Source organism: Lactococcus sp. S64 (genome assembly GCF_016516525.1).
Lineage (GTDB): Bacteria > Bacillota > Bacilli > Lactobacillales > Streptococcaceae > Lactococcus > Lactococcus lactis.
In genome coordinates this window covers 87,531-110,489 of record NZ_JACVUQ010000006.1, presented here as the reverse complement: position 1 = coordinate 110,489, position 22,959 = coordinate 87,531, and the positions used below count along the sequence as shown (strand labels likewise).

Annotated in this window: 18 protein-coding genes; 6 read left to right on the top strand and 12 right to left on the bottom strand. The window is 34.4% G+C overall.

Annotated features, from left to right (window positions below; genetic code table 11):
• Positions 1-191 precede the first annotated feature (191 nt).
• Positions 192-800: a transcriptional regulator gene (locus IAE51_RS08275; RefSeq protein WP_200095164.1), complete on the bottom strand. Its 609-nt coding sequence runs from the start codon at positions 798-800 to the stop codon at positions 192-194.
• A 233-nt stretch (positions 801-1,033) separates the two neighbouring features.
• On the opposite strand from IAE51_RS08275, the gene IAE51_RS08270 reads away from it, so the two are divergent.
• The 4 genes from IAE51_RS08270 (at position 1,034) to pepO (ending at position 7,099) form a co-directional block, all read left to right on the top strand.
• Positions 1,034-1,708, top strand: a complete 675-nt coding sequence (locus tag IAE51_RS08270; protein ID WP_017864929.1) for a helix-turn-helix transcriptional regulator — start codon at positions 1,034-1,036, stop codon at positions 1,706-1,708.
• A 99-nt stretch (positions 1,709-1,807) separates the two neighbouring features.
• Complete coding sequence (locus tag IAE51_RS08265; protein WP_200095162.1) at positions 1,808-3,679, top strand: GW dipeptide domain-containing protein; 1,872 nt, start codon at positions 1,808-1,810, stop codon at positions 3,677-3,679.
• Between the two features lie 39 nt (positions 3,680-3,718).
• On the top strand, positions 3,719-5,113 hold the full coding sequence (locus IAE51_RS08260; RefSeq protein ID WP_058203977.1) for an XcbB/CpsF family capsular polysaccharide biosynthesis protein: 1,395 nt from the start codon (positions 3,719-3,721) through the stop codon (positions 5,111-5,113).
• A gap of 102 nt (positions 5,114-5,215) precedes the next feature.
• The gene (gene pepO, locus IAE51_RS08255; protein ID WP_200095160.1) at positions 5,216-7,099 is read left to right on the top strand and encodes a M13-type metalloendopeptidase; all 1,884 of its coding nucleotides are present in this window, start codon (positions 5,216-5,218) and stop codon (positions 7,097-7,099) included.
• A 53-nt stretch (positions 7,100-7,152) separates the two neighbouring features.
• Here the strand turns inward: pepO and IAE51_RS08250 are convergent, their stop codons facing one another.
• Both IAE51_RS08250 and IAE51_RS08245 read right to left on the bottom strand, forming a co-directional pair.
• Entirely contained in the window at positions 7,153-7,458 is a 306-nt protein-coding gene (locus tag IAE51_RS08250; protein ID WP_200095157.1) for an MGMT family protein, read from the bottom strand.
• Positions 7,459-7,526: 68 nt separating this feature from the next.
• Positions 7,527-9,200 carry a polysaccharide biosynthesis protein gene (locus IAE51_RS08245; RefSeq protein WP_033899906.1) on the bottom strand — a complete coding sequence of 558 codons (1,674 nt, stop codon included), beginning with the start codon at positions 9,198-9,200 and terminating at the stop codon, positions 7,527-7,529.
• Positions 9,201-9,409: 209 nt separating this feature from the next.
• Between IAE51_RS08245 and IAE51_RS08240 the strand changes: the two genes are divergently transcribed.
• Positions 9,410-10,861 carry a UDP-N-acetylmuramoyl-L-alanyl-D-glutamate--2,6-diaminopimelate ligase gene (locus IAE51_RS08240; protein WP_033899905.1) on the top strand — a complete coding sequence of 484 codons (1,452 nt, stop codon included), beginning with the start codon at positions 9,410-9,412 and terminating at the stop codon, positions 10,859-10,861.
• Positions 10,862-10,939: 78 nt separating this feature from the next.
• On the opposite strand, the gene IAE51_RS08235 is transcribed toward IAE51_RS08240, so the two are convergent.
• Together IAE51_RS08235 and adhP are read right to left on the bottom strand one after the other, a co-directional pair.
• Positions 10,940-11,200, bottom strand: a complete 261-nt coding sequence (locus IAE51_RS08235; protein WP_017864931.1) for a hypothetical protein — start codon at positions 11,198-11,200, stop codon at positions 10,940-10,942.
• Between the two features lie 20 nt (positions 11,201-11,220).
• Complete coding sequence (gene adhP, locus IAE51_RS08230) at positions 11,221-12,243, bottom strand: alcohol dehydrogenase AdhP (protein WP_003130326.1); 1,023 nt, start codon at positions 12,241-12,243, stop codon at positions 11,221-11,223.
• A gap of 195 nt (positions 12,244-12,438) precedes the next feature.
• Between adhP and recQ the strand changes: the two genes are divergently transcribed.
• Positions 12,439-14,217 carry a DNA helicase RecQ gene (gene recQ, locus IAE51_RS08225; RefSeq protein ID WP_012898369.1) on the top strand — a complete coding sequence of 593 codons (1,779 nt, stop codon included), beginning with the start codon at positions 12,439-12,441 and terminating at the stop codon, positions 14,215-14,217.
• A 35-nt stretch (positions 14,218-14,252) separates the two neighbouring features.
• On the opposite strand, the gene yjeM is transcribed toward recQ, so the two are convergent.
• The 7 genes from yjeM to IAE51_RS08190 all read right to left on the bottom strand — a co-directional run bounded on the left by yjeM (position 14,253) and on the right by IAE51_RS08190 (position 22,859).
• Entirely contained in the window at positions 14,253-15,779 is a 1,527-nt protein-coding gene (gene yjeM / locus IAE51_RS08220; RefSeq protein ID WP_023189054.1) for a glutamate/gamma-aminobutyrate family transporter YjeM, read from the bottom strand.
• 279 nt (positions 15,780-16,058) lie between these two features.
• Entirely contained in the window at positions 16,059-17,300 is a 1,242-nt protein-coding gene (pepT, locus tag IAE51_RS08215; RefSeq protein WP_200095155.1) for a peptidase T, read from the bottom strand.
• A gap of 28 nt (positions 17,301-17,328) precedes the next feature.
• Positions 17,329-18,126, bottom strand: coding sequence for a DUF1803 domain-containing protein (locus tag IAE51_RS08210; protein ID WP_200095153.1), 798 nt, complete (start codon positions 18,124-18,126; stop codon positions 17,329-17,331).
• Positions 18,126-19,070, bottom strand: coding sequence for a manganese-dependent inorganic pyrophosphatase (locus IAE51_RS08205; RefSeq protein ID WP_200095151.1), 945 nt, complete (start codon positions 19,068-19,070; stop codon positions 18,126-18,128). The genes IAE51_RS08210 and IAE51_RS08205 overlap by 1 nt, the downstream gene beginning before the upstream one ends.
• Before the next feature lie 203 nt (positions 19,071-19,273).
• Positions 19,274-20,068 (bottom strand): pyruvate formate-lyase-activating protein, encoded by a 795-nt coding sequence (pflA, locus tag IAE51_RS08200; protein WP_003130318.1) that lies wholly within the window; start codon positions 20,066-20,068, stop codon positions 19,274-19,276.
• 205 nt (positions 20,069-20,273) lie between these two features.
• On the bottom strand, positions 20,274-21,623 hold the full coding sequence (locus IAE51_RS08195; protein ID WP_058223249.1) for a hemolysin family protein: 1,350 nt from the start codon (positions 21,621-21,623) through the stop codon (positions 20,274-20,276).
• 120 nt (positions 21,624-21,743) lie between these two features.
• Positions 21,744-22,859 (bottom strand): AI-2E family transporter, encoded by a 1,116-nt coding sequence (locus IAE51_RS08190; RefSeq protein WP_033899895.1) that lies wholly within the window; start codon positions 22,857-22,859, stop codon positions 21,744-21,746.
• Positions 22,860-22,959 lie beyond the last annotated feature (100 nt).

Sequence of the window (22,959 nt, the reverse complement as noted above, 5' to 3'; positions counted from 1 at the left end):
AAAAGTCTGTAGTTTGTCTTTTTTATAACTTTTCTGGTTTATTCAATATAAAAGACGCCAAAAAAGCAACGAAAACAGTAGTGTTTCGTTGCTTACAAAGCCTATGGGGACAATATATCCCACAGATTTTGCTGACAAACCATTATTTCTATTATACTATTTTATATGAAAATTTTCAAGCTTTTTCTAGTTTAACGCTCTATTTTTTCAATGATGCTTTTAAATGCTTCTAATTCTGAACGAGATAATGATTGAACTAAAGAAACAAAGGTTTCATTTCGTCTTTGCCCTTCCAGTTCTGCCAGCATGATATAAGACATTTGATTCCCTATGAATGTTGATAAAAAATCTACCAATATTCTCTTTTCTTCTTCCAGAGGAGAATCTGTCAGTAGAAAAAGGGTTCCCAATCTCAAATGATTTCCTTCTATAGGGAGAAAGCTGAGAAATTTATTTGGAAATTTGCTCGAAATTTCTTTCACTGGTTCTAAAATTGATTGGGCCATTGGTAGGCTTGCGCTCATTTCGTAGTGATTTAATAGTTGACTAGAGATATCTTTTGATATTTTTTGATAGATAAAAAAATTTTGGAGGTTTATATCATCCTGATAAGAATTATCAGAATCAGTAAAACCATAACCTAAACAATTTCGTTTGGTATCTATGATAAAAAGGCTAGACTCTAAAACTTTGGCACTTTTTTCTACCACCTCTTGATAAGCTAGTGGTTTTCCAAGGTCAATAAATGATCTTTTCAAAATAATATTTATGTCTTGGATTTTGTCATAAATTTCTTTCAATTTTTCCCTTTCTCTTCTCAAAAAGCATATTGAGTATTCCTATGATTACTTTTATAATACCATATAACGCTATAGATGTCAATTTTGTTAACGAATTTGCAACAATTAAGTTTTTAACTTAAATATTGCTATTTTTTTAAGTTTTAGGTATTTTATATCTAATAACTATATGATATAATGTATTCGTTACAAATATTAAAAATATTTATTCAATACATGTTGAGGTGATTTTAATGTTCTATGACCGTCTAAAAACTTTAGTTATTGATTCTCAGAAATCTTTCAACCAGGTCGAAAGAGAGTTGAGATATCCCAGAAACGCCCTTGCTAATTATCGCTTGGGAAAAGAACCTTCTGCCAAAAGATTGACAGAAATTGCTGATTATTTTAATGTCACAACTGAATACCTTCTTGGTAAAGATGACAAGTACAGTTATAATAAGGCAAAGCTTTTGTTTGAATATCTTACATTAGATAATAAACAAAACTTGTTAAATTATATTCAAAATCGAATTGATGAGCTTGAACTTCTTGAAAGAGAGCCCATTTCTTTGAGTACTGAACAATTTGTATTTTGTGGTGATAATACTTGGGCGCTACAAGAAAGCCGCAAAACAATCAAACTGCTCACAAAGCAACTTCCTGATGATTACGATGCAGTTTTTGAACTCGTTGGGGGTCCTTTAGATGCGGAAGCTCCTGGTAATGGAGATTTACTTTTTGTAAAATTTACTGACGCAAATTTTGCAGAGCTGATCCATAATTTCTTGTTGCAACATGACCATTTTGCCAAGCTTTCAGTAAAAGATGAAAAGCTTACTTGTCTAAGCCGTGATGCTGGAAGCCTTGCCGAAGTCCCTGAACTTTTTGGCAAAATTGCTAAAATTTATCGTTTCAGAACTATTTAATTACGAGTTTACATTAATTTTCAAATTGCTGTTAAAAAGTGCTGATGGAATTCGTCAGTGCTTTTTTGTAAAGTTATAAAAAATTTGAGGAAGAATCTTATGAAATCATTAATTAAAGTTGCTATCCTCTATCTAGTAAGTTGCCTGTGTTTGATATTATTGGCACAAAAAGTTTGGGGAGCAACGACATATAATACTGTAATTTCAACAAAAACAGTCGATTATCCTATAAAAATTCAACAAAATAACCGTAATGACGGTTTGTACATCTCTACTCCATATTATACTAGTTTAGAAACTTCCGTTTCTAACACTTTAGCTAAAAACTATGATAATCAATATGCTTATGTAACTAATGAGGAAGTTACAAGCGGGAATAGTGTGACCTGGTTACAAATTCATTTTAAGGATAATACTACTTATTGGATAGATAAAAACGGAACGTCACTTTATGGATATTATTCAATAATATCCTCTCAAAATGTGGATTATCCAGCAACAATAAATCAAGCTACACGTTCTGATGGCTTATATTCTCCAAGTCCATATTTTACAACTTATAATACAATTTTTTCAAACACGCTTGCAAAAAACTATAATAATCAGAAAGTCTACATCTCCAAAGAAGAAACGACAAATAACGGTGTAACTTGGGTATTCATAAATTTATCCAACGGTACAAGTTATTGGATGGATAAAGCTGGATTGAGTTTAGACAGTTTCGACAAAATCCTATCTAGTAAAATATTAACAGGTACTTTACAAATTAATTTTAAAGCAACTGGTGACAATAGTAATTTATATCAAGAGGGTCCTGTAATGACAAGTGACCAAACGATTTGGCCAGTAGGCAGTAGTTCTGATAAACAATTTGATGGACAAGTTGTAAAAATATTGCAAGAGAGTGTTACCTCTTCACATGGAAGTTGGGTTCAAATTCAACTTAATAATGGAAATACATACTGGATAGATAAACAAGCTTTAATCAACCAATACTCCGTAACTTCAACACAGAAGTATACAATCGACACTAAAGATAATAGTTATTGGCAAGATTTTCAAAGTGATGGAAGTCGTATTGTAACGATAAAGCCTACAACTAGTAACTATACTTTATTTAGTGGTCAATTTGGAAACTACGACCAACCAATAGACAACTCTTTCAATCAAGTGGGCAACTATTATATCGCCTCTCAAGAAGAAACACTGCTGGGAACTGACGGAACGATTATTACTGCAGTATCTATTTCAAATGACGATATTAATTGGTTTTGGGTTGATAAAAGAGCGCTAAGTTATGGACCAGATGGCATTAAAACAGCCTACGAAAGTTTAAAAGGTTCAGGAGTCAATAGTGCGATAAAATGGTATGTTGCTCCTGATGACCCTTTAGCAGCAACTATTCAAAATGCTATTAATAGATGGAATGCTGCTATACCAGGACTTTTTGCAGATACTCCTTCTCAATCTGATACAGATATAAATGTGAATTTTAATGAAACTCCTCTCAATGATGGCTTGTGGGCATCAACAAGTCGAGGATATTATTATAATATTGATGCAAATGGCAACGAAATTCCAGGCACACGTATTGGAAATTCAAAGATAATGATTTTCTTGAATAATACAGGTTATTCTAGCGTTATCACCGAAGCTTCACAAAATAATATCCAAGCCACCGATATTATCATGCATGAATTGGGCCATGCCTTGGGTTTAAGTCATTCGGGTCAGTATAATACCGATGGAACTTTGGCTGATTATTCTTTTGCAGGGCCTTCAGACTTAATGTTTTCAGACTCAGACGATAGAAATATAGCCAATTATAAAAACATTAGCTCAGCTCAGATTAAGGTTATCAGGTTAATTCGGCAATTGGGTTGGACTTATGTGGGAACTTCAATAAATGCGCCTGAACCAAGGACGAAGGTGATATCAAATATTCGTGAAGGTTGGCAAACATTAGATTAATTAATAAAATTAAATTCTTAAAGTGAATCGAGAAAAATAATGGAAGAAAGACAAGTAGAATATATTTGGCCAAGCAAAGAAAATTTTCCCGGAAAAGAACAAAATATGGGATTAAAAAATTTTATGCTCCCTGAGAGTTCAGACTATGAAAAAATAAAAGAATATGCTCTAAAAAATTATACTTTCGACGGTTATGATGAAGAGAAGGGATATCTTTTAAAACCGATTGAAGATATTATTTACAAAAACATGAAGGAATACAAAGGGGTTTATTATCAGTTTGAAAAGACCAATTGTTGGGATGGAGATTTAACAGATAAATTAGTCGTTTGGTTCCCACCTTTATCAGATAAGTTCACAGTTAATGCAGAAATGAGATATTTTGCTTGGCCCAATCAACGCTGGTCATCTTTAATGAAGCGTGTTCCACATAATACTTCTATTTTAAGAATTGCAGATACTAATCTCATTACAGGTTCATTTTTTCAGAACACTGTAAATTTTCCTGATTACGAAGATAATGTACAGAATTTAATAAAAAAAATAGCAAAAGAAAATCATATCGAAAAAGAGAATATTTTTTTAGTTGGTGAAAGTAGAGGAGCTGTTGGTGCATTCTTACATGGACTTTTGGGGGATTATCCTATGGTTCTTTTAGACCCTCTACTTGATCGCTCTATCTTTTGGGAAGAATTTAAAGATAATTGTGACACAACTTTTTCTTTTGATTTAGTCCCAACTTCTTTTCTAGAACGCTATAATCATTTATTAGCCTCTACCTTATTGACTCCCAATAAAATAAAATTGATTACTTCTGATAATGTCACTGGTTCATATCCATTTTTAAAAAAATTACATTTGGAAAAAATAACTTTGCTTAATCTAAATTACAAAATGCTTTTTAACCGTAATGCTTTTTATAGTCATGGTACATTTGCATGGAACAATTATAATATTCTTTTACGTTACCTTAACGAATTTTTAATTGATGTAGATATCACCTTGGAAAAAGATGAACTTCAATTTGATTGGGAGAATTGGTCAGTACGTCTTCCTGATACAAGTCGAACTTTCTATTTTAAAATTCTAGATGATTCTTTAAAAGTAGTCCGAACTTCATATAATGTTGAAGATAATAAAGAGAACAAATTAAATTTTTCTATCAAGACATCTTTCAAAAAAAACTCAAAATATAAAATAAGTTTTGAACTAAAAAGAAACGAAAAATCTTTTTTTCTAGGTAAATTATATCTTTGCACCGAAAATAAGGAACAGCTCATTAACAGAAATAAGATTGAACAAAAAGAGGAAACTTACTTTGCTTATTATACATTTATTAGCGATGACAGCTACCGTTTCATTAGTCTTTTTTCGGAAGATTATGTTAAAGATTGGGAAGTAGATATTATTAATATTAACATTCAACTTTTATAAAAAATTCCAGCAAGATATAATAGGTCAATAATTATATCAAGGTGCTGAAAATGCATAATCAAAGTGATATAATATAAAAAATATCCATAATAGGAGGTCGATATGACAAGGATTCAAGATGATTTATTCGCTACTGTTAATGCTGAATGGTTAGAAAATGCAGAAATTCCTGCTGACAAACCAAGAATTTCAGCTTTTGATGAATTAGTACTAAAAAATGAGAAAAATTTGGCTAAAGATTTAGCTGAGTTATCACAAAACCTACCTACTGATAATCCAGAATTGCTTGAAGCAATCAAATTTTATAATAAAGCAGGAGATTGGCAAGCGAGAGAAAAAGCGGATTTTTCTGCCGTAAAAAATGAACTTGCTAAAGTTGAAACTTTAAATTCTTTTGAAGAATTTAAAAATAATCTGACTCAACTCGTTTTCCATTCACAGGCTCCTCTTCCATTTTCTTTTAGTGTTGAACCTGATATGAAAGATGCTATTCACTATTCTCTTGGATTCTCTGGTCCGGGCTTGATTTTACCTGATACCACTTATTATAATGATGAACACCCTAGAAAAAAAGAATTACTTGATTTTTGGGCTAAAAATACAAGCGAAATTTTAAAGACATTTGATGTTGAAAATGCAGAAGAGATTGCAAAGTCTGCCCTTAAATTCGATGCTCTTTTAGTTCCGTCAGCAAATACTTCTGAAGAGTGGGCAAAATATGCTGAACTTTATCATCCAATTTCTACTGACAACTTTGGCAGTAAAGTTAAAAACCTGGATTTAAAATCTTTAATTAAAGATTTAGTAAAAACTGAACCTGATAAAGTCATTGTTTATGAAGACCGTTTTTACGAATCATTTGATTCACTTATCAATGAAGAAAATTGGTCGCTCATTAAAGCTTGGATGCTGACAAAAATTGCACGTGGCGCTACTTCTTTCTTCAATGAAGACCTTAGAATTCTTGGTGGAGCTTACGGACGTTTCCTTTCAAATGTTCAAGAAGCAAGAAGTCAAGAAAAACATCAACTTGATTTGACTGAGTCTTATTTTAGCCAAGTGATTGGTTTATTCTATGGTAAAAAATATTTTGGCGAAGCTGCTAAGTCCGATGTCAAACGAATGGTCACTGCAATGATTAAAGTTTACCAAGCGCGTTTGTCTAAAAATGAGTGGCTCAGTCAAGAAACCGCTGAAAAAGCCATTGAAAAATTGGATGCTATTACTCCTTTCATTGGTTTCCCAGATAAATTGCCTGAAATTTATAGTCGTTTAAAAACAACTTCTGGCTCTCTCTATGAAGATGCCCTTAAATTCGATGAAATTTTGACTGCTCGAACTTTTGAAAAATTCTCAGAAGATGTTGATAAAACAAGCTGGCATATGCCTGCTCATATGGTCAATGCTTATTATAGTCCTGATAGTAATACAATTGTTTTTCCAGCAGCAATTTTGCAAGCTCCTTTTTACTCTCTTGAACAATCTTCATCACAAAATTACGGTGGAATCGGCGCAGTCATTGCTCATGAAATTTCTCATGCTTTTGATAACAACGGTGCCCAATTCGATAAAGAAGGAAATTTGAACAAATGGTGGTTAGATGAAGATTATGAAGCTTTTGAAGAAAAGCAAAAAGAAATGATTGCACTCTTTGACGGCGTAGAAACCGAAGCTGGTCCAGCAAATGGAAAACTCATTGTGTCAGAAAATATTGCTGACCAAGGAGGAATTACAGCGGCACTGACAGCAGCTAAAGATGAGAAAGACGTTGATTTGAAGGCTTTCTTTAGTCAGTGGGCTAAGATTTGGCGCATGAAAGCAAGTAAAGAATTCCAACAAATGCTTTTGTCAATGGATGTTCATGCACCCGCTAAACTTCGTGCCAATATTCCACCAACAAATCTTGAAGAATTTTACGAAACTTTTGATGTTAAAGAAACAGATAAGATGTATCGTGCACCAGAAAATCGTCTTAAAATTTGGTAATAGTTAATTGAATACAAAAAGTACTTCTAAAATATAGAAGTACTTTTTATTTATTAGAGCAGTTCATCTTCAATAATTATTTTCCCTTGAGCTGTAAAAGAAATTCCCTCTTTTTTTAGAAGTTCCATTTGCTCACTTTTAGCAGGCTCTGGCAATCCAATTGTTCTGTCAGAACGCACTACACGCCACCATGGTAGTTCATATTTTTTAGACATCGAATGCAAAATTCTAGAAACCTGCCGTGCACCATTTGGAAATCCAGCTAAAGCTCCCACATCTCGATAACTCATGACCTGCCCCTCTTTTAAATTTAGAATAACTTCTAAAATCTTTTTTGTATTTTCGGTAATTTCTGCCATTTATTATCCTTTTTAACTCTTATTAATAAGTCTGTCAGTAACTTTTTTACTGACAGACTTATTTTTTATTAGATATGTAATTTTCGACGAAGTGACAAACCTCTTGGACCAAACCATTTTTCTAGAAGTCCAAGTTTAGCAGCAAACCAGAGATAAGTATAAAATCCTGCACCACCGGCAATGGCAGCAATAAATACTGAGGCAATTCGACCTGGGCTCTTACCGAAAATAAAACCTAAAATGATTTCAACAATAATAACCACAATAGCCATAAATCCTGTCAGTAAAGTTGCCCCTTGAATTCCGCGAACTGTATTCTTAATTGAAAAATGAGTTAACTCATGTAGTTTTCTAATGAATAAGAAAACACCAACTAAGAACGAAACAGTGGTCGCAAGTAAAGGTCCATAAGTATGGAAAATAAGAATCATTGGAACTTGCAAAACTAATTTAATGACAAGAGTCAAGGTAAAGATTCGCATTGCCAAACGTTTATGGTCCATTACTGTCAGTGGAGGATAGACAATCATATAAAGTCCCAACAAGAAGGTTTGTAAAATAGCAAAGACAAACAAACTACTTTGTAATCCAGAAGGAATTTGGTAGAAAATTGTATAAATCGGTTTAGTCAATAGTGACATTCCAATCACGGCCGGAAGCATAAAACCAACGTATAATTGGAAATTATAACCCACTAACGTTGCAAGTTCACGCCGATTTCCTTGAACATAGTGCTCTGTAATCAGAGGGTCTGAAACAGAACCAAGCGTCAATGCGACACCCAACAAGACCATCGTTAATTTATCAGTATTTGCTGAGAAATAACTCATCAGAACAAGCAATTCATTATGACTATAGTTTGTTACCCAAGGCATCATATTCATAAAGGTTGAGTTATCAATAATTTTAAAAATTTGAATAGCTGAACCAATGACAATAAATGGAATGGCTGTGTGTAATGTTGATCTAAAAATTTCTAAAGCATTAATTTTAGATTTTACAGGACCAGGATTAATTAATTTATTAAGATTTCCTGATTTCTGTAAGTAATAGAATAATACAGCGTAGGAACCTAACATCCCAATAAAAGCAGCCAAGGTAGATTGTGTCACGGCATTTTGCCAATTATGCGAACCTAACTTCATGATAGCAAAAGTTGCTGCTAGCATCCAAATGACCCGAACAATTTGTTCCAAAAGCTGACTCATAGCATAAGCTTTCACCTGATTCAGACCTTGGAAATATCCTCGAATAACTGACATTGAAGGGAAAATCAAGACAGCCAATGCTAAACTTTTCATGACTGGAATTAAATCTGCGCTATCCTTACCGCCAACAAGGGCTGAGAGTGGACCTGCAAGAAAGAACATGAGCCCTGACGCAACAATTCCAAGAACCAGCATCACTCCGAGCATTTGCCGAACGAGCCGGTAAGCCATGTTAGGGTCATCTAATGTATTATAGCGAGCCACTTCACGCGCAATTGCCGCCGGAATCCCCACTGTTGAAATCAATAGGAAAAGAGCATAGATATTATAACCCATACTAAAGAGGGAGTTGGCCTCATTACCAAAACGCCCCATCCAAGCATACCAAGGAATAATATAAACTACCCCTAGTATTTTCCCAATCATGTCCGCACCAGTCCGCCAAGCAGCACCAGAGAGCATCTGATCTTTTGATTTTGCAGCCGTTTTTGGTGACTGCTGACCTGTATTCATTATTTTTTCTGAATCTTCCATTGTTCCATTTTACCCTAAGTTCTGTATTTTGACAATAAAAGAATGGTTTTAGATCATTAATTCACGATGTCATCTATTACCATCTATAAACAAATGGGACATGCACCAGCTCTTGGCTTGTGCTATAATATAGGGTAATGGGATTTTTCCCTTAGTTTCCTTGTTTTAGAAAGGTATCGCGAATTTAGCGATAAATAGGCATTCCTCACATGATTAAGCTTGAACAAGTTATAGAAATACTAAAAAAAGATAATAATTTCCGTGAGATTTCTTCTGCTGGCGAATATTATTTCAACTGGCCAAAGGAAGTAAACTTTGACCAACTCTCTTATGATTCACGAAAATCAACAGAAAATACCCTTTTCTTTGCCAAGGGTTTGAATTTTAAAAAAGAATATTTAACAGACTTAGAAGCTGCTTTTTATGTTTCAGAATTTGATTATGAAGTAGCTCTCCCAGCAATTATTGTCACTGATGTTAAACGAGCAATGGCTCTAATCGCTGCAAGCTTTTATGATTTTCCACAAAATAAACTCAAAACCTTAGCTTTGACTGGTACAAAAGGAAAAACCACTTCTGCTTATTTTGCTAAAGCAATCCTTGACAAAATGAACGGTGGCAAAACTGCACTTTTATCTACTGCCCAAACAACTTTGGATGGAAAAAATTATTTTAAATCAGAATTGACAACTCCTGAAAGTCTTGATTTACTAGAAATGATGGCAAAAGCTCTGACAAATGGAATGACACATTTGGTCATGGAAGTTTCAAGCCAAGCTTACAAAACAGAACGGGTTTACGGTTTAACATTTGATGTTGGAGTTTTCTTAAACATTTCTCCTGACCACATTGGCCCAGTTGAACATCCAACGCTTGAAGATTATTTTTACTGCAAACGTCAACTTCTCAAAAATTCACGTTATTTTGTTGCTAATTCCGAAATGAATCACTTTGCTATCATTAAAGAGGAACTTAAGGAACGTAAAATTCCACATGCTTTCTATGGTGCTGATTCTGAAAATAAAATTATTGAATCAAAAGGACTTCATTTTGTTACTGACGGTTCTGTCAGTGGAGCATTTGACATTCGCTTATTAGGACGCTTCAACCAAGAAAATGCCTTAGCTACAGCATTAGCAACTAAAGCTTTAGGCGCTTCATTAGAAAATATCCATGATGGTTTAGCTCTTGCTGTTGTTCCAGGACGCATGGAACTTCTTACTGCCAAAAATGGCGCTCACATCTATATTGATTATGCTCACAACGGCCTGTCATTAGAAAATCTTGTTGAAGTTGTTGAAGAACACCATGCTGGTCAGCTTGTTCTAGTCCTTGGTTCAACCGGAAATAAAGGCGAAAGTCGCCGGAAAGATTTCGGACAAGTGATTGAAAAACATCCGCGACTTGATGTCATTTTAACTACTGATGATTCAAATCGAGAAGACCCTAAAATAATTGCTGACGAGATTGCTTCTTTTGTCAGTCGCACACTTGATTTTGAACTTGACCGTGAATTGGCAATAAAAAAAGCTGTCAGTAAAACTAAAAGTACTGACGATGCTGTGATTATCGCTGGAAAAGGGACTGATATGTTCCAATTAAAAGACGGAAAACGTCAACCTTATATTGGAGATACAGCTGCTGCTCAAAAATATCTCTAATTTACTGACAAAAATTCTGTCAGTAAATTAATCATAAAAAAACGACTCAATAGGAGTCGTTTTTTCTTTTTCTTCTGACTAGGCAAAAGAATTAACAACAGCAAGAATTCTTTGTAATTCCGCATGAGTTTCATAACTTACAGTATCCGAATAAAGTAATGCTGAAAGATTCCGTGAAGAATAGCCAGCTTTTTCACTTACCTCATCGATATGCAAATTTTTTTCTTTCATTTTGTACAAAATAGCTTCTTTAAAATTGTTTGTAATTTCTTCTTGTTGAAATTGCGAAAGATTGTTAAATTCATCACTTGAATAATTGACCAAATTTTTTGAATTCATCTGCATCGCCTCTTTTATATTTATTTAGTAAAATCAATGACCATTCGGCCTTCAATTTTTCCTGCCTTCATTTCATCAATAATATCATTGATTTCTTCCAGTTTGCGTGTCGCAACAATTGGTTTTACCTTACCTTCTGCTCCAAATTGAAATGCTTCTGCCAAGTCAAGTCTTGTTCCGACAAGTGAACCTGCAACCTCCACTCCGTCAAAAACAACTGTTGGAACTGATAAAGTCATCTCAGTATTGGGAAGTGCCACAGCAACCATTTTGCCCATAGGTTTCAAAGAAGCAACCGCTTGTTCAAAAGCAATCCTTGCAACAGCACAAACTATTGCACTTTGTGCTCCTAAGCCGCCAGTTATTTTTTTAATTTCATCAACTGGATTTACATCACCAGAATTGATAATCACATCAGCTCCAATTTTTTTAGCTAAATTTAATTTATCTTGATTAATATCAACAGCAATTACTTTTGCTCCAAAAACATTTTTAGCATATTGAATTGCTAAATTTCCAAGTCCTCCAGCACCAAAAATTACTTGCCAATCACCAGGTTTTACTCCTGATACTTTGATTGCTTTGTAAGTTGTTACTCCAGCACAAGTAATTGAGCTAGCTTCAATTGGGTCAAGTCCGTCAGGAACTTTGACAGCATAATCGGCAACAACAATTGCTTCTTCAGCCATTCCGCCATCAACTGAATATCCTGCATTTTTAACTTCTCGACAAAAAGTTTCATTACCAGATACACAGTATTCACAGTGACCACATCCTTCAAAGAACCAAGCCACTGAAACCCGATCACCAACTTGAAGCGAGCTTACATCAGTTCCAATTTCTTTGACAATTCCAATTCCTTCATGACCAAGAACAGTCCCTGCTTTGTTGCCATAATCACCTGCTGCAACGTGCAAATCGGTATGACAGACTCCACAATACTCCATGTCAAGCAAAGCTTCATTAGGTTTGATTGCTCGAAGTTCCTTTTCAACAAGGTCCGCATAACCATCTGGATTGTGTCTTACTACTGCTGCTTTCATAAGAAAGTCTCCTCTATATATAAAATTTTGTAAACGCATTCTTTTGTTTTATTATATCACTTTTCACTTCATTTTGTATCATTTAAAGTAACAAAAACATCTTGGTTCTTTTAATGTAATCTTTGAACCATTCGTTATCAATTTTTATGAGTCATTTGTGATTTTTTTTCTTCTTTTACGTATAATATAGTAAGAATGAATTTAGAAGCTAAATTAAAAGAAATTTTTGGTTATGACAATTTCCGAAATGGTCAGAAACAAATTATTGAACAAGTCCTAGATGGACAAGCCACTCTTGGTATTTTACCCACAGGAGCTGGAAAATCAATCTGCTATCAGTTACCAGCTCTTATTCAACCAGGGCTTACTCTCGTAATCTCCCCACTTATTAGCTTGATGAAAGATCAAGTCGACCAGCTGAATATTGCCGGAATTCCAGCAACATTTATTAACTCTACCTTAGAGGATTCCGAATCTTATCAAAGAATGCGACAGGTTGAAAATGGCGAAATCAAGCTTCTTTTTGTAGCACCAGAGCGTTTTTCATTAGACTATTTCAATGCCTTTTTACAAAAACTTCCAATTGATTTAGTTGCCATAGACGAAGCACACTGCATTTCACAATGGGGGCACGATTTCAGACCCAGTTATGTCGATTTTGCCTCTCATCTCCAATATTTACCAACAAATCCTACCGTCTTAGCCCTTACGGCTACTGCGACACCAAAAGTTGCAGATGATATTCAAAAACTTCTTTCAATTTCCCCCAGTCATACTATTAAAACCGGTTTTCTTAGAGAAAACTTACGTTTTGAAGTAGTCAAAGGGATGGATAAGAGAACTTTTCTTAAAAATTATCTTAAAAATCAAGAAAGTGAGGCTGCTGGAATTATCTATGCCAGCACTCGTAAAGAAGTTGAAGAAATTTGTGAATGGCTCAACCATAATCATTTCAAAGCCGTTCGTTACCATGCTGGACTGAGCGAACAGGAACGTCAAATAAATCAAGAACTTTTTCTCTTTGACGAAGTACCGATAATGGTTGCCACTAATGCTTTTGGCATGGGAATCAATAAACCAAATGTTCGATTTGTGATTCATTATGCCCTTCCCGCAACAATTGAAAGTTATTATCAAGAAGCTGGGCGAGCAGGACGGGACGGGCTTGAATCTGATGCTATCCTCCTTTTTTCACCAAATGATTTACGAATTCGTAATTTCTTGATTGAGCAAGGTGAAGGTGATGAAGCGCACAAGGAACATGAATACGAAAAGCTTCGACAAATGCAAGCATACACAAGTGCCGAAACCTGTTTGCAACGCTATATCTTGCAATATTTTGGTGATGAAGGTGAAGATTGTAAAAAGTGTAGTAATTGTCTTGATGAAAGAGAGCTTCTCGATATTACAATTGATGCTCAAAAAGTCCTATCTTGTGTCGTCCGAATGGGTGAACGTTTTGGTAAGACGGCCGTAGCACAAGTTTTGATTGGTTCTAAAAATAAAAATATTGCAAAATGGAATTTTGAATCTCTATCGACTTTTGGAATTATGAAAAACCATTCCCAAAAAACCGTGGGTGAATTAATCGATTTTCTATCTGCTGAAAGTTATTTAAACATTACATCAGGTAAATTCCCACTTCTCCTTATTTCAGCCCAAGGATTAAAAGTCCTCAAAGGACAAATCAAAGTTTATCGCAAAGCTAGCTTAATTATTGAATCGAAAACAAAAATCTCTCATCATTTTGATGAAGAATGTTTTGCAAGTATTCGTGCACTTCGACTTGAACTAGCCAAGGAAGAAGGCGTCCCTCCTTTCATGATTTTTTCTGATAGTGCCCTTAAAGAAATGGCTCAAGTTCTGCCGGATAGTCCAAGTCAATTTTTACAAATTTCTGGTGTCGGACCTGTTAAACTCGAAAAATATGGAAGGCTTTTTATCGACAAAATATCTGAATATAAAAAAAGCTGAGCAAACTCAGCTTTTATTTTTTTAAAATAATTTTATTACAAGTTATTTTTCTTTCTATAGTTGCGCATCATGAAGTAGGCAATTACACCAAAGATAAGTGGCCCACCAATCATTGAAATAAATGATGTCAACATTTCAGATAATGCTTTACCAGTTTGGTCAACAGCTGGTAATTGAACATAATTCACAATTGGTTGAATAATTGTGAAGAAGTTAGCCCCACCAACAACAACCAAGACCAAAATTGTCAAGAAGTTCACAACAAAATTTGATTTAAAGAATTCAATTGGTTTAACAATATTTTTATTCTTCTTGAAGTACCAGAAAGCAATAACGATGAAGAGATAAGGCAAAGTCATAGAAACATTAGCCATATAAGTCAAAATGAGGAAGAATTGACTTGCTCCACCTTGTGAAGTCAAGAAATTCAAAACAATAATTAAGGTAACAATTGCAAATTGAATCCACATTGCAAATTTTGGCATTCCTTCTTCATCAAGTTTTCCTAATTTACCGGGCCAAAGTTTTTCTGGTGTACCAGTAATCAACTGTTTGATTGGACTATAAGTCAAGGTAAAGAAGGCACCCATGTAAGCAAGAAGCATAGAAAGACCAATATAGCGGGCGAAAATACCACCAAGCATATCTGCTCCGGAAGTAGAAAGTCCAAGTGCATGACCAACCGCTTCACCAAGGTTTTGCAAAAGCATGTAAGGAACAGTCCCAAGGTTCATTGATCCATCTTTAATGGCTGGAATCCATTGTGAATAATCAACAAAGAAACCAACACTAAGAATAGCAACAGCATAACCAACAGCAATAATAAGTGCTGACGTGATGATTCCTCGTGGGAAGTTTTTCTCAGGCTCATGAGTTTGGTCAACTAAACCAGCAATTGATTCAACCCCACCATAAGCAAAAATGGCAAAAACAAGAAAGGCAATAAAGGCAACAATACTACCATCAAAAGTTGGATTAGGAGATGAAGTAAAAGCAGCAAGGTTAATTGGTGTTGCTGGATGACCATTAACAACAAGTACAAGAACAGCACCAAGAATTAATATAACATTGAGTGAAAGAACGGCAACCCCCGCAATAGAGGTGAATTTTTTAATGGTTTCCACACCTTTTGAGACCATAAAGGTAATCAATGCCATCCAAACTACAGCTGCAATTGAAATCCAAAGTAATGAAGGGGTGTGTGTTGAGTTACCAAAAATCAAATTGACCATTGGAATCAAAATTTTATTGGCAACACTTACCATCCAGATAACATAAGAAGCATACCACATGAATGTTCCAACGAAGGCGAAGGTAGGGTTAACTGCCTCACTCATCCATGAATAAATTCCTCCTTTTTCATCTTTAAATGCTGAACCCATTTCCGTTACCATAAAGGCAAAAGGGAGGAAAAAGAGCAGGGCTCCAATAATATACCAAGGAATGGCGCCGTAACCCATTTGGTAGAAAGCGACAGGGATATTCCCAAAACCGAAGACTGTCGTAAATATCATCAACGAGAGTCCTACGAGTGAGAGTTTACCTTTTGTGTTTTGTGACATAATCTTTCCTTTTACATTAATTGACTTATAATCAGTCAATTTTATTTTTAAAGTCTTGAATAATAGCTCAATTTTACTAACAAAGTTGTCAGTAAAATATTTAGAAACAGAATAATATTTTATACAGTAGCAGAAAGTTATCGAAAAGTAGCAATTAGTCTGAAAATTATAAGATAAGCGCAAAGCAAGCCGCTCATGAAGATTTTTAATCAAAAACCTTCTTGGGCGACTTGTTCTTTTATTATCGAGCTTAAAAACTAATTACTCTCTCTTTTTCTTTTATTTTACTACTTCATTGTTCAAACGAATGATTTCAAGCAAAGTATCTACAGCTTTTTCCATTGTTTGTACAGAAACAAATTCAAAACGTCCGTGCATGTTTTCACCACCTGCAAAAAGGTTTGGTGTTGGAAGTCCCATAAATGAAATTTTAGACCCATCAGTTCCACCACGAATTGGTTCAATAATTGGGACAATATCAAGATTTTCCATTGCTTTTTTAGCAATATCAATAATTGACATATCTTTTTCAATGATTTGAGCCATGTTGTAGTATTGGTCTTTAATAACTGGTTTCACACGGTTTTGACCAAGTTCAGCATTCATTTTATCTGCAATCTCTTGCATCAAAGCTTTACGTTCGTTGAATTTACCTTCTTCATGGTCACGAATGATATATTGAGCTCTTGCTTCTTCTGGTGTACCATCAAGTTTTAAAAGATGGAAGAAACCTTCACGGCCTTCGGTTTTTTCAGGACGATCAAATTCTGGAAGTGCATTGTGGTAGTCAATTGCTAATTGCAATGCATTAACCATTGTATTTTTTGCTGTCCCTGGGTGAACATTTTTACCTTGGAACTCAATCACTGCACCAGCTGCTGAGAAAGTTTCATATTGAAGTTCTCCAAGTGGTCCACCATCTACAGTGTAAGCAAAGTCAACATCAAAGTCAGCTACGTCAAATTTATCAGCACCTACACCAATTTCTTCATCAGGACCAAATCCAACACGAATTTCACCATGTTCAAAATCAGGATTAATATTCAAAAGATAGTCAGCTAAAGTCATGATTTCAGCTACACCAGATTTATCATCTGAACCAAGCAAAGTTGTTCCGTCAGTATGAACTAAAGTTTGCCCTTTGTAGTTTTTAAGATTTGGGAAATCTTTTGGATCAAGTGTAAACTCAGTATCACCAAGTTTAATCACAGATTCACCATCATAATTTTCCAAAATTTGTGGGTTAACACCCTCTGCGTTGAAATCAGCAGTATCCAAGTGAGCTAAAAGTCCAATTTTGCGCACTTTTTTATCTGTATTTGCAGGAATTGTACCGATAACATAACCATTTGATTCAAGATAATGAATATCTTTGAGACCAAGGGCTTTCATATCTTCACCCATTTTGTGGGCAAATTCTACGAGCGCTTGAGTTGAAGGTGTTGTTGTGCTGTTTTCATCTGAACGTGTATTTACTTTAACATATTCAAGAAAACGTGGTAACAGTTTTTCGTACTTCATTTGTTCTCCTTAAATTTATTCTAATAGCCTATTTGTCTCCAAGTGAGATGAATGGCTCAATAGCTGAGGTTTGTTGAATTTGAGCAATAATGAAAGATTTAGCATCAGCATATTTCTGCTCTGGAATCACTTGTTCTGAAAATTTCAAAAGACATTTGTATTCTTTTTCCGAAATTTTTTCAATATACTTATATTTCTCCAGCATATTGACAAAAATATCCGACTTAGATTTGACAACTTCTTTACGCATAAATTTCAAAAGAAAAGTAGTCATATACTTAAGTGCATATTCTGGGTCAACATCGCCAATCATTTGATAAACCTCTGTTTCAAGCGGAGTTAAAGGTAAATTTTTGGCCACTTTATCAAAATAATTGGCAAGTGATTGTGGAATTTCAGTATTCTGTGGATATTCTTTGTAAGAAAAAGATGTCATGAAATTCAAGATAACTTGATTCGTTTGATTAGTCAAAGATTGATAAAGTATACTTTGGGATAATAGCCTTTCAATCCGTGACTCCTTTTCAATAAAAATTGGAGCTTCGTAGATGTTTTTCTGTGGTTCAGCAATTTTGTCTTTTAAAGTTTCCCAATCAAACTCACTGTCATTAAAAACATGAAAGCCCAGCGAATAACGTTTATCAGAACGTAAGATTAACCCAGCAGCAATAAATGAGTCAATTTGCCGGTCAATATTTTTAACGTCAGCAAAATCTTTATGAATCTGTCTGAGCATGACTTCATCATGTTGTGCTAAATATTCTATCAAATCTTTAAAAAAGGGCTGACTTGTCAGCCGATTTTCATTATAGATTTTAATAGTCATTATTTATTGAAGCTTTCAGTCAATTGTGGAACAACTTGTTTTTTACGTGAAACAGCACCACCAAGGAAGGCGTGGTCATCTGCAAGTGTAAAGTTGAAAGCTGCTTCTGATTTTTCTGGATGTGCACCCAAAGCAATAATTTCAGAGTTTGAGTTAACAATGTCAGTAATCATAAAGACAAAGTCATCGTATCCATTTGCTGTCATTGAAGCATTAATAGCTGCTTTAATATCTGAAAGACGTTCTAAAACTTCTGGAATATCAACTGTATTAACTTGTGCAATACGAACATTTGAACCATTCAATTCAAAAGTTTTTGCATCAATATCAATCAATTCTTCTGCTGTTTTAGTAGATAAATTTGTTCCAGCTTTGAGCATTGCAAGTCCATATTCTTCAAGGTTAACACCAGCAATTTCAGCAAGTTCTTTAGCAACTTTATGGTCTGTTACATGAGTCGTTGGTGATTTCAAAAGCAAAGTATCTGAAATCAAACCTGAAAGTAAAAGTCCAGCAACTTCTTTAGGGATTTCAACATTTGCTTCAAGGAATTTACGGTAAACAATTGATGACGCAGAACCAACAGGTTCAACAGTCATAAACAAAGGAGCTGCTGTATTAAAGTTAGCCACACGGTGGTGGTCAACTACACCATAAATTGTTAAGTCTTCAATATCAGAGATTGATTGTTGGAACTCATTGTGGTCAGTCAAAATTACTGTATCCACACCCTCTTCTTTTGCTGATTTTACTACACGTGGAGCTTTCACGCCAAAGTAGTCCAATACGAATTGTGTTTCTTCATTTGGAGTTCCAAGAGCAACTACTTCAGTGTTAAGGGCACCATTTGGACGGTGGTTGCTCAAATATGAAAATCCATATGATGAGCCGATAGCGTCAGTATCAGGTTTTTGATGACCAAAAACAAGTATTTTATCAGACATTTTTTTACCTCATTTTAAAAATTTTAATTTCCCACTTAAACTTCTAGTTTTAACTAAAAATTATTTGGGTTATCATCCCTTAAATTATACCAAAAAATGGCTGATTAAGCACATTTTCATTTTCATTTAGGACTGATTTTATTCGATTGTTCGTTTTGTAACAAAAAAATGAATCTGAATAACTTCAAATTCATTTTTATTTTTTATCTTATACGTTCTAAGTAATCTTGATAAGATTCTGTATTCATGATTTCTTTAGCATTATGAACACGATCTTTTGTTGGAGGTTTCACACCTTCAAGCGGATATTTCCAACCTAATTCACGCCATTTAAATTCGCCCATTGTATGGTAAGGTAAAATTTCAAATTTCAAGACATTTTTTAAAGTTTTTACAAATTCACCTAATTGAACTAAATCTTCATCAAAATCACTTTCACCAGGAACAAGAACGTGACGAACCCACATTGCATTACCACGGTCTGATAAATACTGTGCAAAAGCTAAAATATTATCGTTTTTATTAGCTGTCAATTCTTTGTGTCGTTCTGGATTTATTTCTTTAATGTCTAATAATACTAAGTCGGTATAATCTAGTAACTCATCAATTTTTTCGGTTACATATTTATCAGTCAAATATGGTTGAGCCGCTGTATCAAGTGTTGTATGAATACCGAGAGATTTTGCATATTTGAAAAGAGCTAATACAAAGTCAATTTGAAGGAGCGCCTCACCACCAGAAACGGTAATTCCACCTTTCTCTCCCCAAAAACCTCTAAAACGAAGTGCCTCATCCATAACATCTTCTACGGTACGCTCTGTCGCTTTATCTGACTTTAATGCCCAAGTATCAGGGTTGTGACAATACTTGCAACGCATCCGACAGCCTTGCATGAAAATAATAAAACGGACCCCAGGGCCATCAACAGAACCAAAAGATTCAGTTGAATGAATCAGTCCAGTAACTTTTTTAAGTTCATCTATATTCTCTGACATCATCTTCTCCAATTCAAAACACTATTTCACACCCCTATCATACCGCAATTCATTGATTTTATCAAATCAAATTCTGTCAGTAAAAGTTACAGATAAGGGCTCTGTCAGTAAAAAGTTTTAGTAAATTATTTCTTGTCAGCACCTAAATGTAAGGGCTTATCTAAATAATTATCAGTTTTATTCTATAAAAAAACTGACAGAATTTCTGTCAGTAATTTTTTTTAATTTCTGTTTCTTCTGGTTCGACATCAAATTCAACACGAAGTTTAACCACACGTTTTCCAGAGACTTCTAAACTTGTCAGTGAAAAATGATCTTCATCATTATCTACTTTGCAGACAATTTGTTGTCCTTTGGCTGGAATTTTACCAGTTGTCGCTAAGAAATAACCTGCAATTGTATCAACGTCATTGCTTTCAAGATGTGTATCAAATTCTTCATTGAAGTCATTCAAAGTCATTTTCCCTTGGACAACATAGAGATTTTCACCGATTTTGAAGACTTCTTCTTCAGCAATATCGGTTTCGTCATCAATTTCACCAACGATTTCTTCTAGTAAATCTTCTAAGGTAACTACGCCTTCAACACCACCATATTCGTTTAATAATACAGCCATTTGATTCTGAGTTTTACGCATTTGACGCATTAAGTCATCAACAAAGATTGTTTCAGGAACAAACAAAGGTTCTTGAAGAATTTCTCGTAAGTCAATATCATCAAAACCATGGTCAAAAGAATATCTTAAAAGTTTTTTCACATGTAAAATTCCCAGAATATTATCTTTATCATCATCATAAACTGGTACCCGTGAATAAGTTTCACTTAGAATAGCGGTAATATTTTCACGTGAATCATCATTAATATCAATCATGAAAGCATCCGTTCTTGGAACCATGATTTCACGCGCAACCAACTCGTCTAAGCTGAACACCCCAGTAATCATTTCACGCTCATTAGCGTCAAGTGCTTCATCATTTGTATTAAGCAAATACTCAATTTCATCTCGAGTCATCCCTTCATCCAAATCATCAAATTTCATCGGAGTCAATCGGCTTAAGACATTTGTTGAACTTGCTAAAAACCAAACGAAAGGTTTCATCACTTTTCCCAAAAATTGGATAGGTGGTGCGACTCTTAAGGCCAATTTTTCTTTGAGGTTTTGGGCAATTCGTTTCGGATAAAGTTCACCAAATACGAGAGAGACATAAGTTAAGACAGCTAAAACAATAATTTGAGCCAAAGTTTTAGCTAGAGCTGTTCCACCTAACAGTGGAGCTAAACGTGAAGATAAGGCTTCGGCCAAACTAGCCCCCGCTAAAATATTAATCAAAGTAATCCCAATTTGAATCGTTGAGAGGAAATTACTTGGTTGATTAAGGATATTAACAAGGTTGATATATTTCTTATCACCTTCGCTAGCCTTTTGTTCTACTTTCGTCCGGCTGAGACTGACCATGGCCATCTCACTGGCTGAAAAGAAGGCATTTAAAGCTGTTAAAAAAATAAGTAAAAGAATCTGCAAGAGTATCGATACACTCTCGGGATCAGGGTTTGACATTAGTGCTCCTTGAGAAAAATATTATAGTGTTTATTTTAACACTCAAAACTTTGCCAACTCAATTTTACTGAAAATGAGAGTTAACAATTTAGATAGAATTATTATATCATATTTTTGTTCTCATTTTGAAATAATTTTTCTTTGTTCGGCTTTATGATTATTATAAAGGCTATTGGCAAATTTAACAATCTCTTTGACTAAGCAATAAGCAGGAACAGCGATAATCATTCCTAAAATTCCATACAAACTTCCAGAAATTAACATGAGAATCATAACGGTTACTGGATGAACTTTAACAGCTGACCCCACAATTTTAGGATAAACCAGATTACCATCAAGCTGTTGCAAAACAAGGACATAGATAACGGCAATAAGTGCTGTTACTGGTCGATTAAAGGCCACCGTTACTATCATCGGTAAAACACCAATATATGGACCCGCATAAGGAATGAGATTTGTTACTCCAGCAAAGAGTGCGAAAAGAAAGGCATAAGGAATTCCAAGAACCATGTAACCAATAAAGACGACAATAAAGACAAGCAAGGCATCAAGCGCAACTCCTGAAATATAACGTGAAATCGTATGATTCATATTTTCAAGAAGTTCAAAGATATTCAATCTATCTTCGGTCAAAACATTTTCCTTCAAAAACGGAATAATCTTTTCACCATCTTTAAGCATATAGTAAAGTAAGATTGGTACCAAAATCATTACCATAACAATGCTTGTAATGATACCAACGATACTTCCAACACTAACCGTGATACTATTAAGCAAATTGTGCAAAATATCAGTATACGAAAGATTTAATTTCTCAACAAGACTATTAACATCAAGTTGGTCGTAGATTTGAGCGAATCGTGGATTATGTTGAAGCCCTTCAATCCAAGCCCTAACTTGTGGATAAGCTTTCCCAGTTGCATTAATTAGACTTGTCAACTGTGAAATTAAGCTTGGAATGACTGAGGCAACTGCAAAAATAATCATTCCTAAGATTAATAAAAGAACAATAAAAATTCCTAATACCTTTTTTATTCTTAACTTCTCTTCCATGAAAGTAACAACAGGATTAAAAACATAATATAAAAAACCTGCAATAATAAATGGGACAAATAAGAGCGTCAACAATGTTTTAATGGGTTGAAATACAAAATCAATCTGAGACAAGAGAAAGATTAACAAAGTAACGGCTAATATTTCCACTGTCCAGAAGAATAATTTACTATTTTTGAACATAAATTTCCTTTATTTAATATATTTTTGTCTTTCTTAAAATAAATGATTGAATAATTGTTATTTTAAATAACTTATTTCTGCTATTTTTAGACTATTTATA

Coding starts and splice junctions, on each gene's coding strand:
- pepT (WP_200095155.1), bottom strand. CDS start 17,300: ATGAAGTACGAAAAACTGTTACCACGTTTTCTTGAATATGTTAAAGTA.
- adhP (WP_003130326.1), bottom strand. CDS start 12,243: ATGAAAGCAGCAGTAGTAAGACACAATCCAGATGGTTATGCGGACCTT.
- IAE51_RS08190 (WP_033899895.1), bottom strand. CDS start 22,859: ATGTTCAAAAATAGTAAATTATTCTTCTGGACAGTGGAAATATTAGCC.
- IAE51_RS08210 (WP_200095153.1), bottom strand. CDS start 18,126: ATGACTATTAAAATCTATAATGAAAATCGGCTGACAAGTCAGCCCTTT.
- IAE51_RS08265 (WP_200095162.1), top strand. CDS start 1,808: ATGAAATCATTAATTAAAGTTGCTATCCTCTATCTAGTAAGTTGCCTG.
- recQ (WP_012898369.1), top strand. CDS start 12,439: ATGAATTTAGAAGCTAAATTAAAAGAAATTTTTGGTTATGACAATTTC.
- pepO (WP_200095160.1), top strand. CDS start 5,216: ATGACAAGGATTCAAGATGATTTATTCGCTACTGTTAATGCTGAATGG.
- IAE51_RS08205 (WP_200095151.1), bottom strand. CDS start 19,070: ATGTCTGATAAAATACTTGTTTTTGGTCATCAAAAACCTGATACTGAC.
- IAE51_RS08235 (WP_017864931.1), bottom strand. CDS start 11,200: ATGAATTCAAAAAATTTGGTCAATTATTCAAGTGATGAATTTAACAAT.
- yjeM (WP_023189054.1), bottom strand. CDS start 15,779: ATGTCACAAAACACAAAAGGTAAACTCTCACTCGTAGGACTCTCGTTG.
- IAE51_RS08240 (WP_033899905.1), top strand. CDS start 9,410: ATGATTAAGCTTGAACAAGTTATAGAAATACTAAAAAAAGATAATAAT.
- IAE51_RS08245 (WP_033899906.1), bottom strand. CDS start 9,200: ATGGAAGATTCAGAAAAAATAATGAATACAGGTCAGCAGTCACCAAAA.
- pflA (WP_003130318.1), bottom strand. CDS start 20,068: ATGATGTCAGAGAATATAGATGAACTTAAAAAAGTTACTGGACTGATT.
- IAE51_RS08270 (WP_017864929.1), top strand. CDS start 1,034: ATGTTCTATGACCGTCTAAAAACTTTAGTTATTGATTCTCAGAAATCT.
- IAE51_RS08260 (WP_058203977.1), top strand. CDS start 3,719: ATGGAAGAAAGACAAGTAGAATATATTTGGCCAAGCAAAGAAAATTTT.
- IAE51_RS08195 (WP_058223249.1), bottom strand. CDS start 21,623: ATGTCAAACCCTGATCCCGAGAGTGTATCGATACTCTTGCAGATTCTT.
- IAE51_RS08250 (WP_200095157.1), bottom strand. CDS start 7,458: ATGGCAGAAATTACCGAAAATACAAAAAAGATTTTAGAAGTTATTCTA.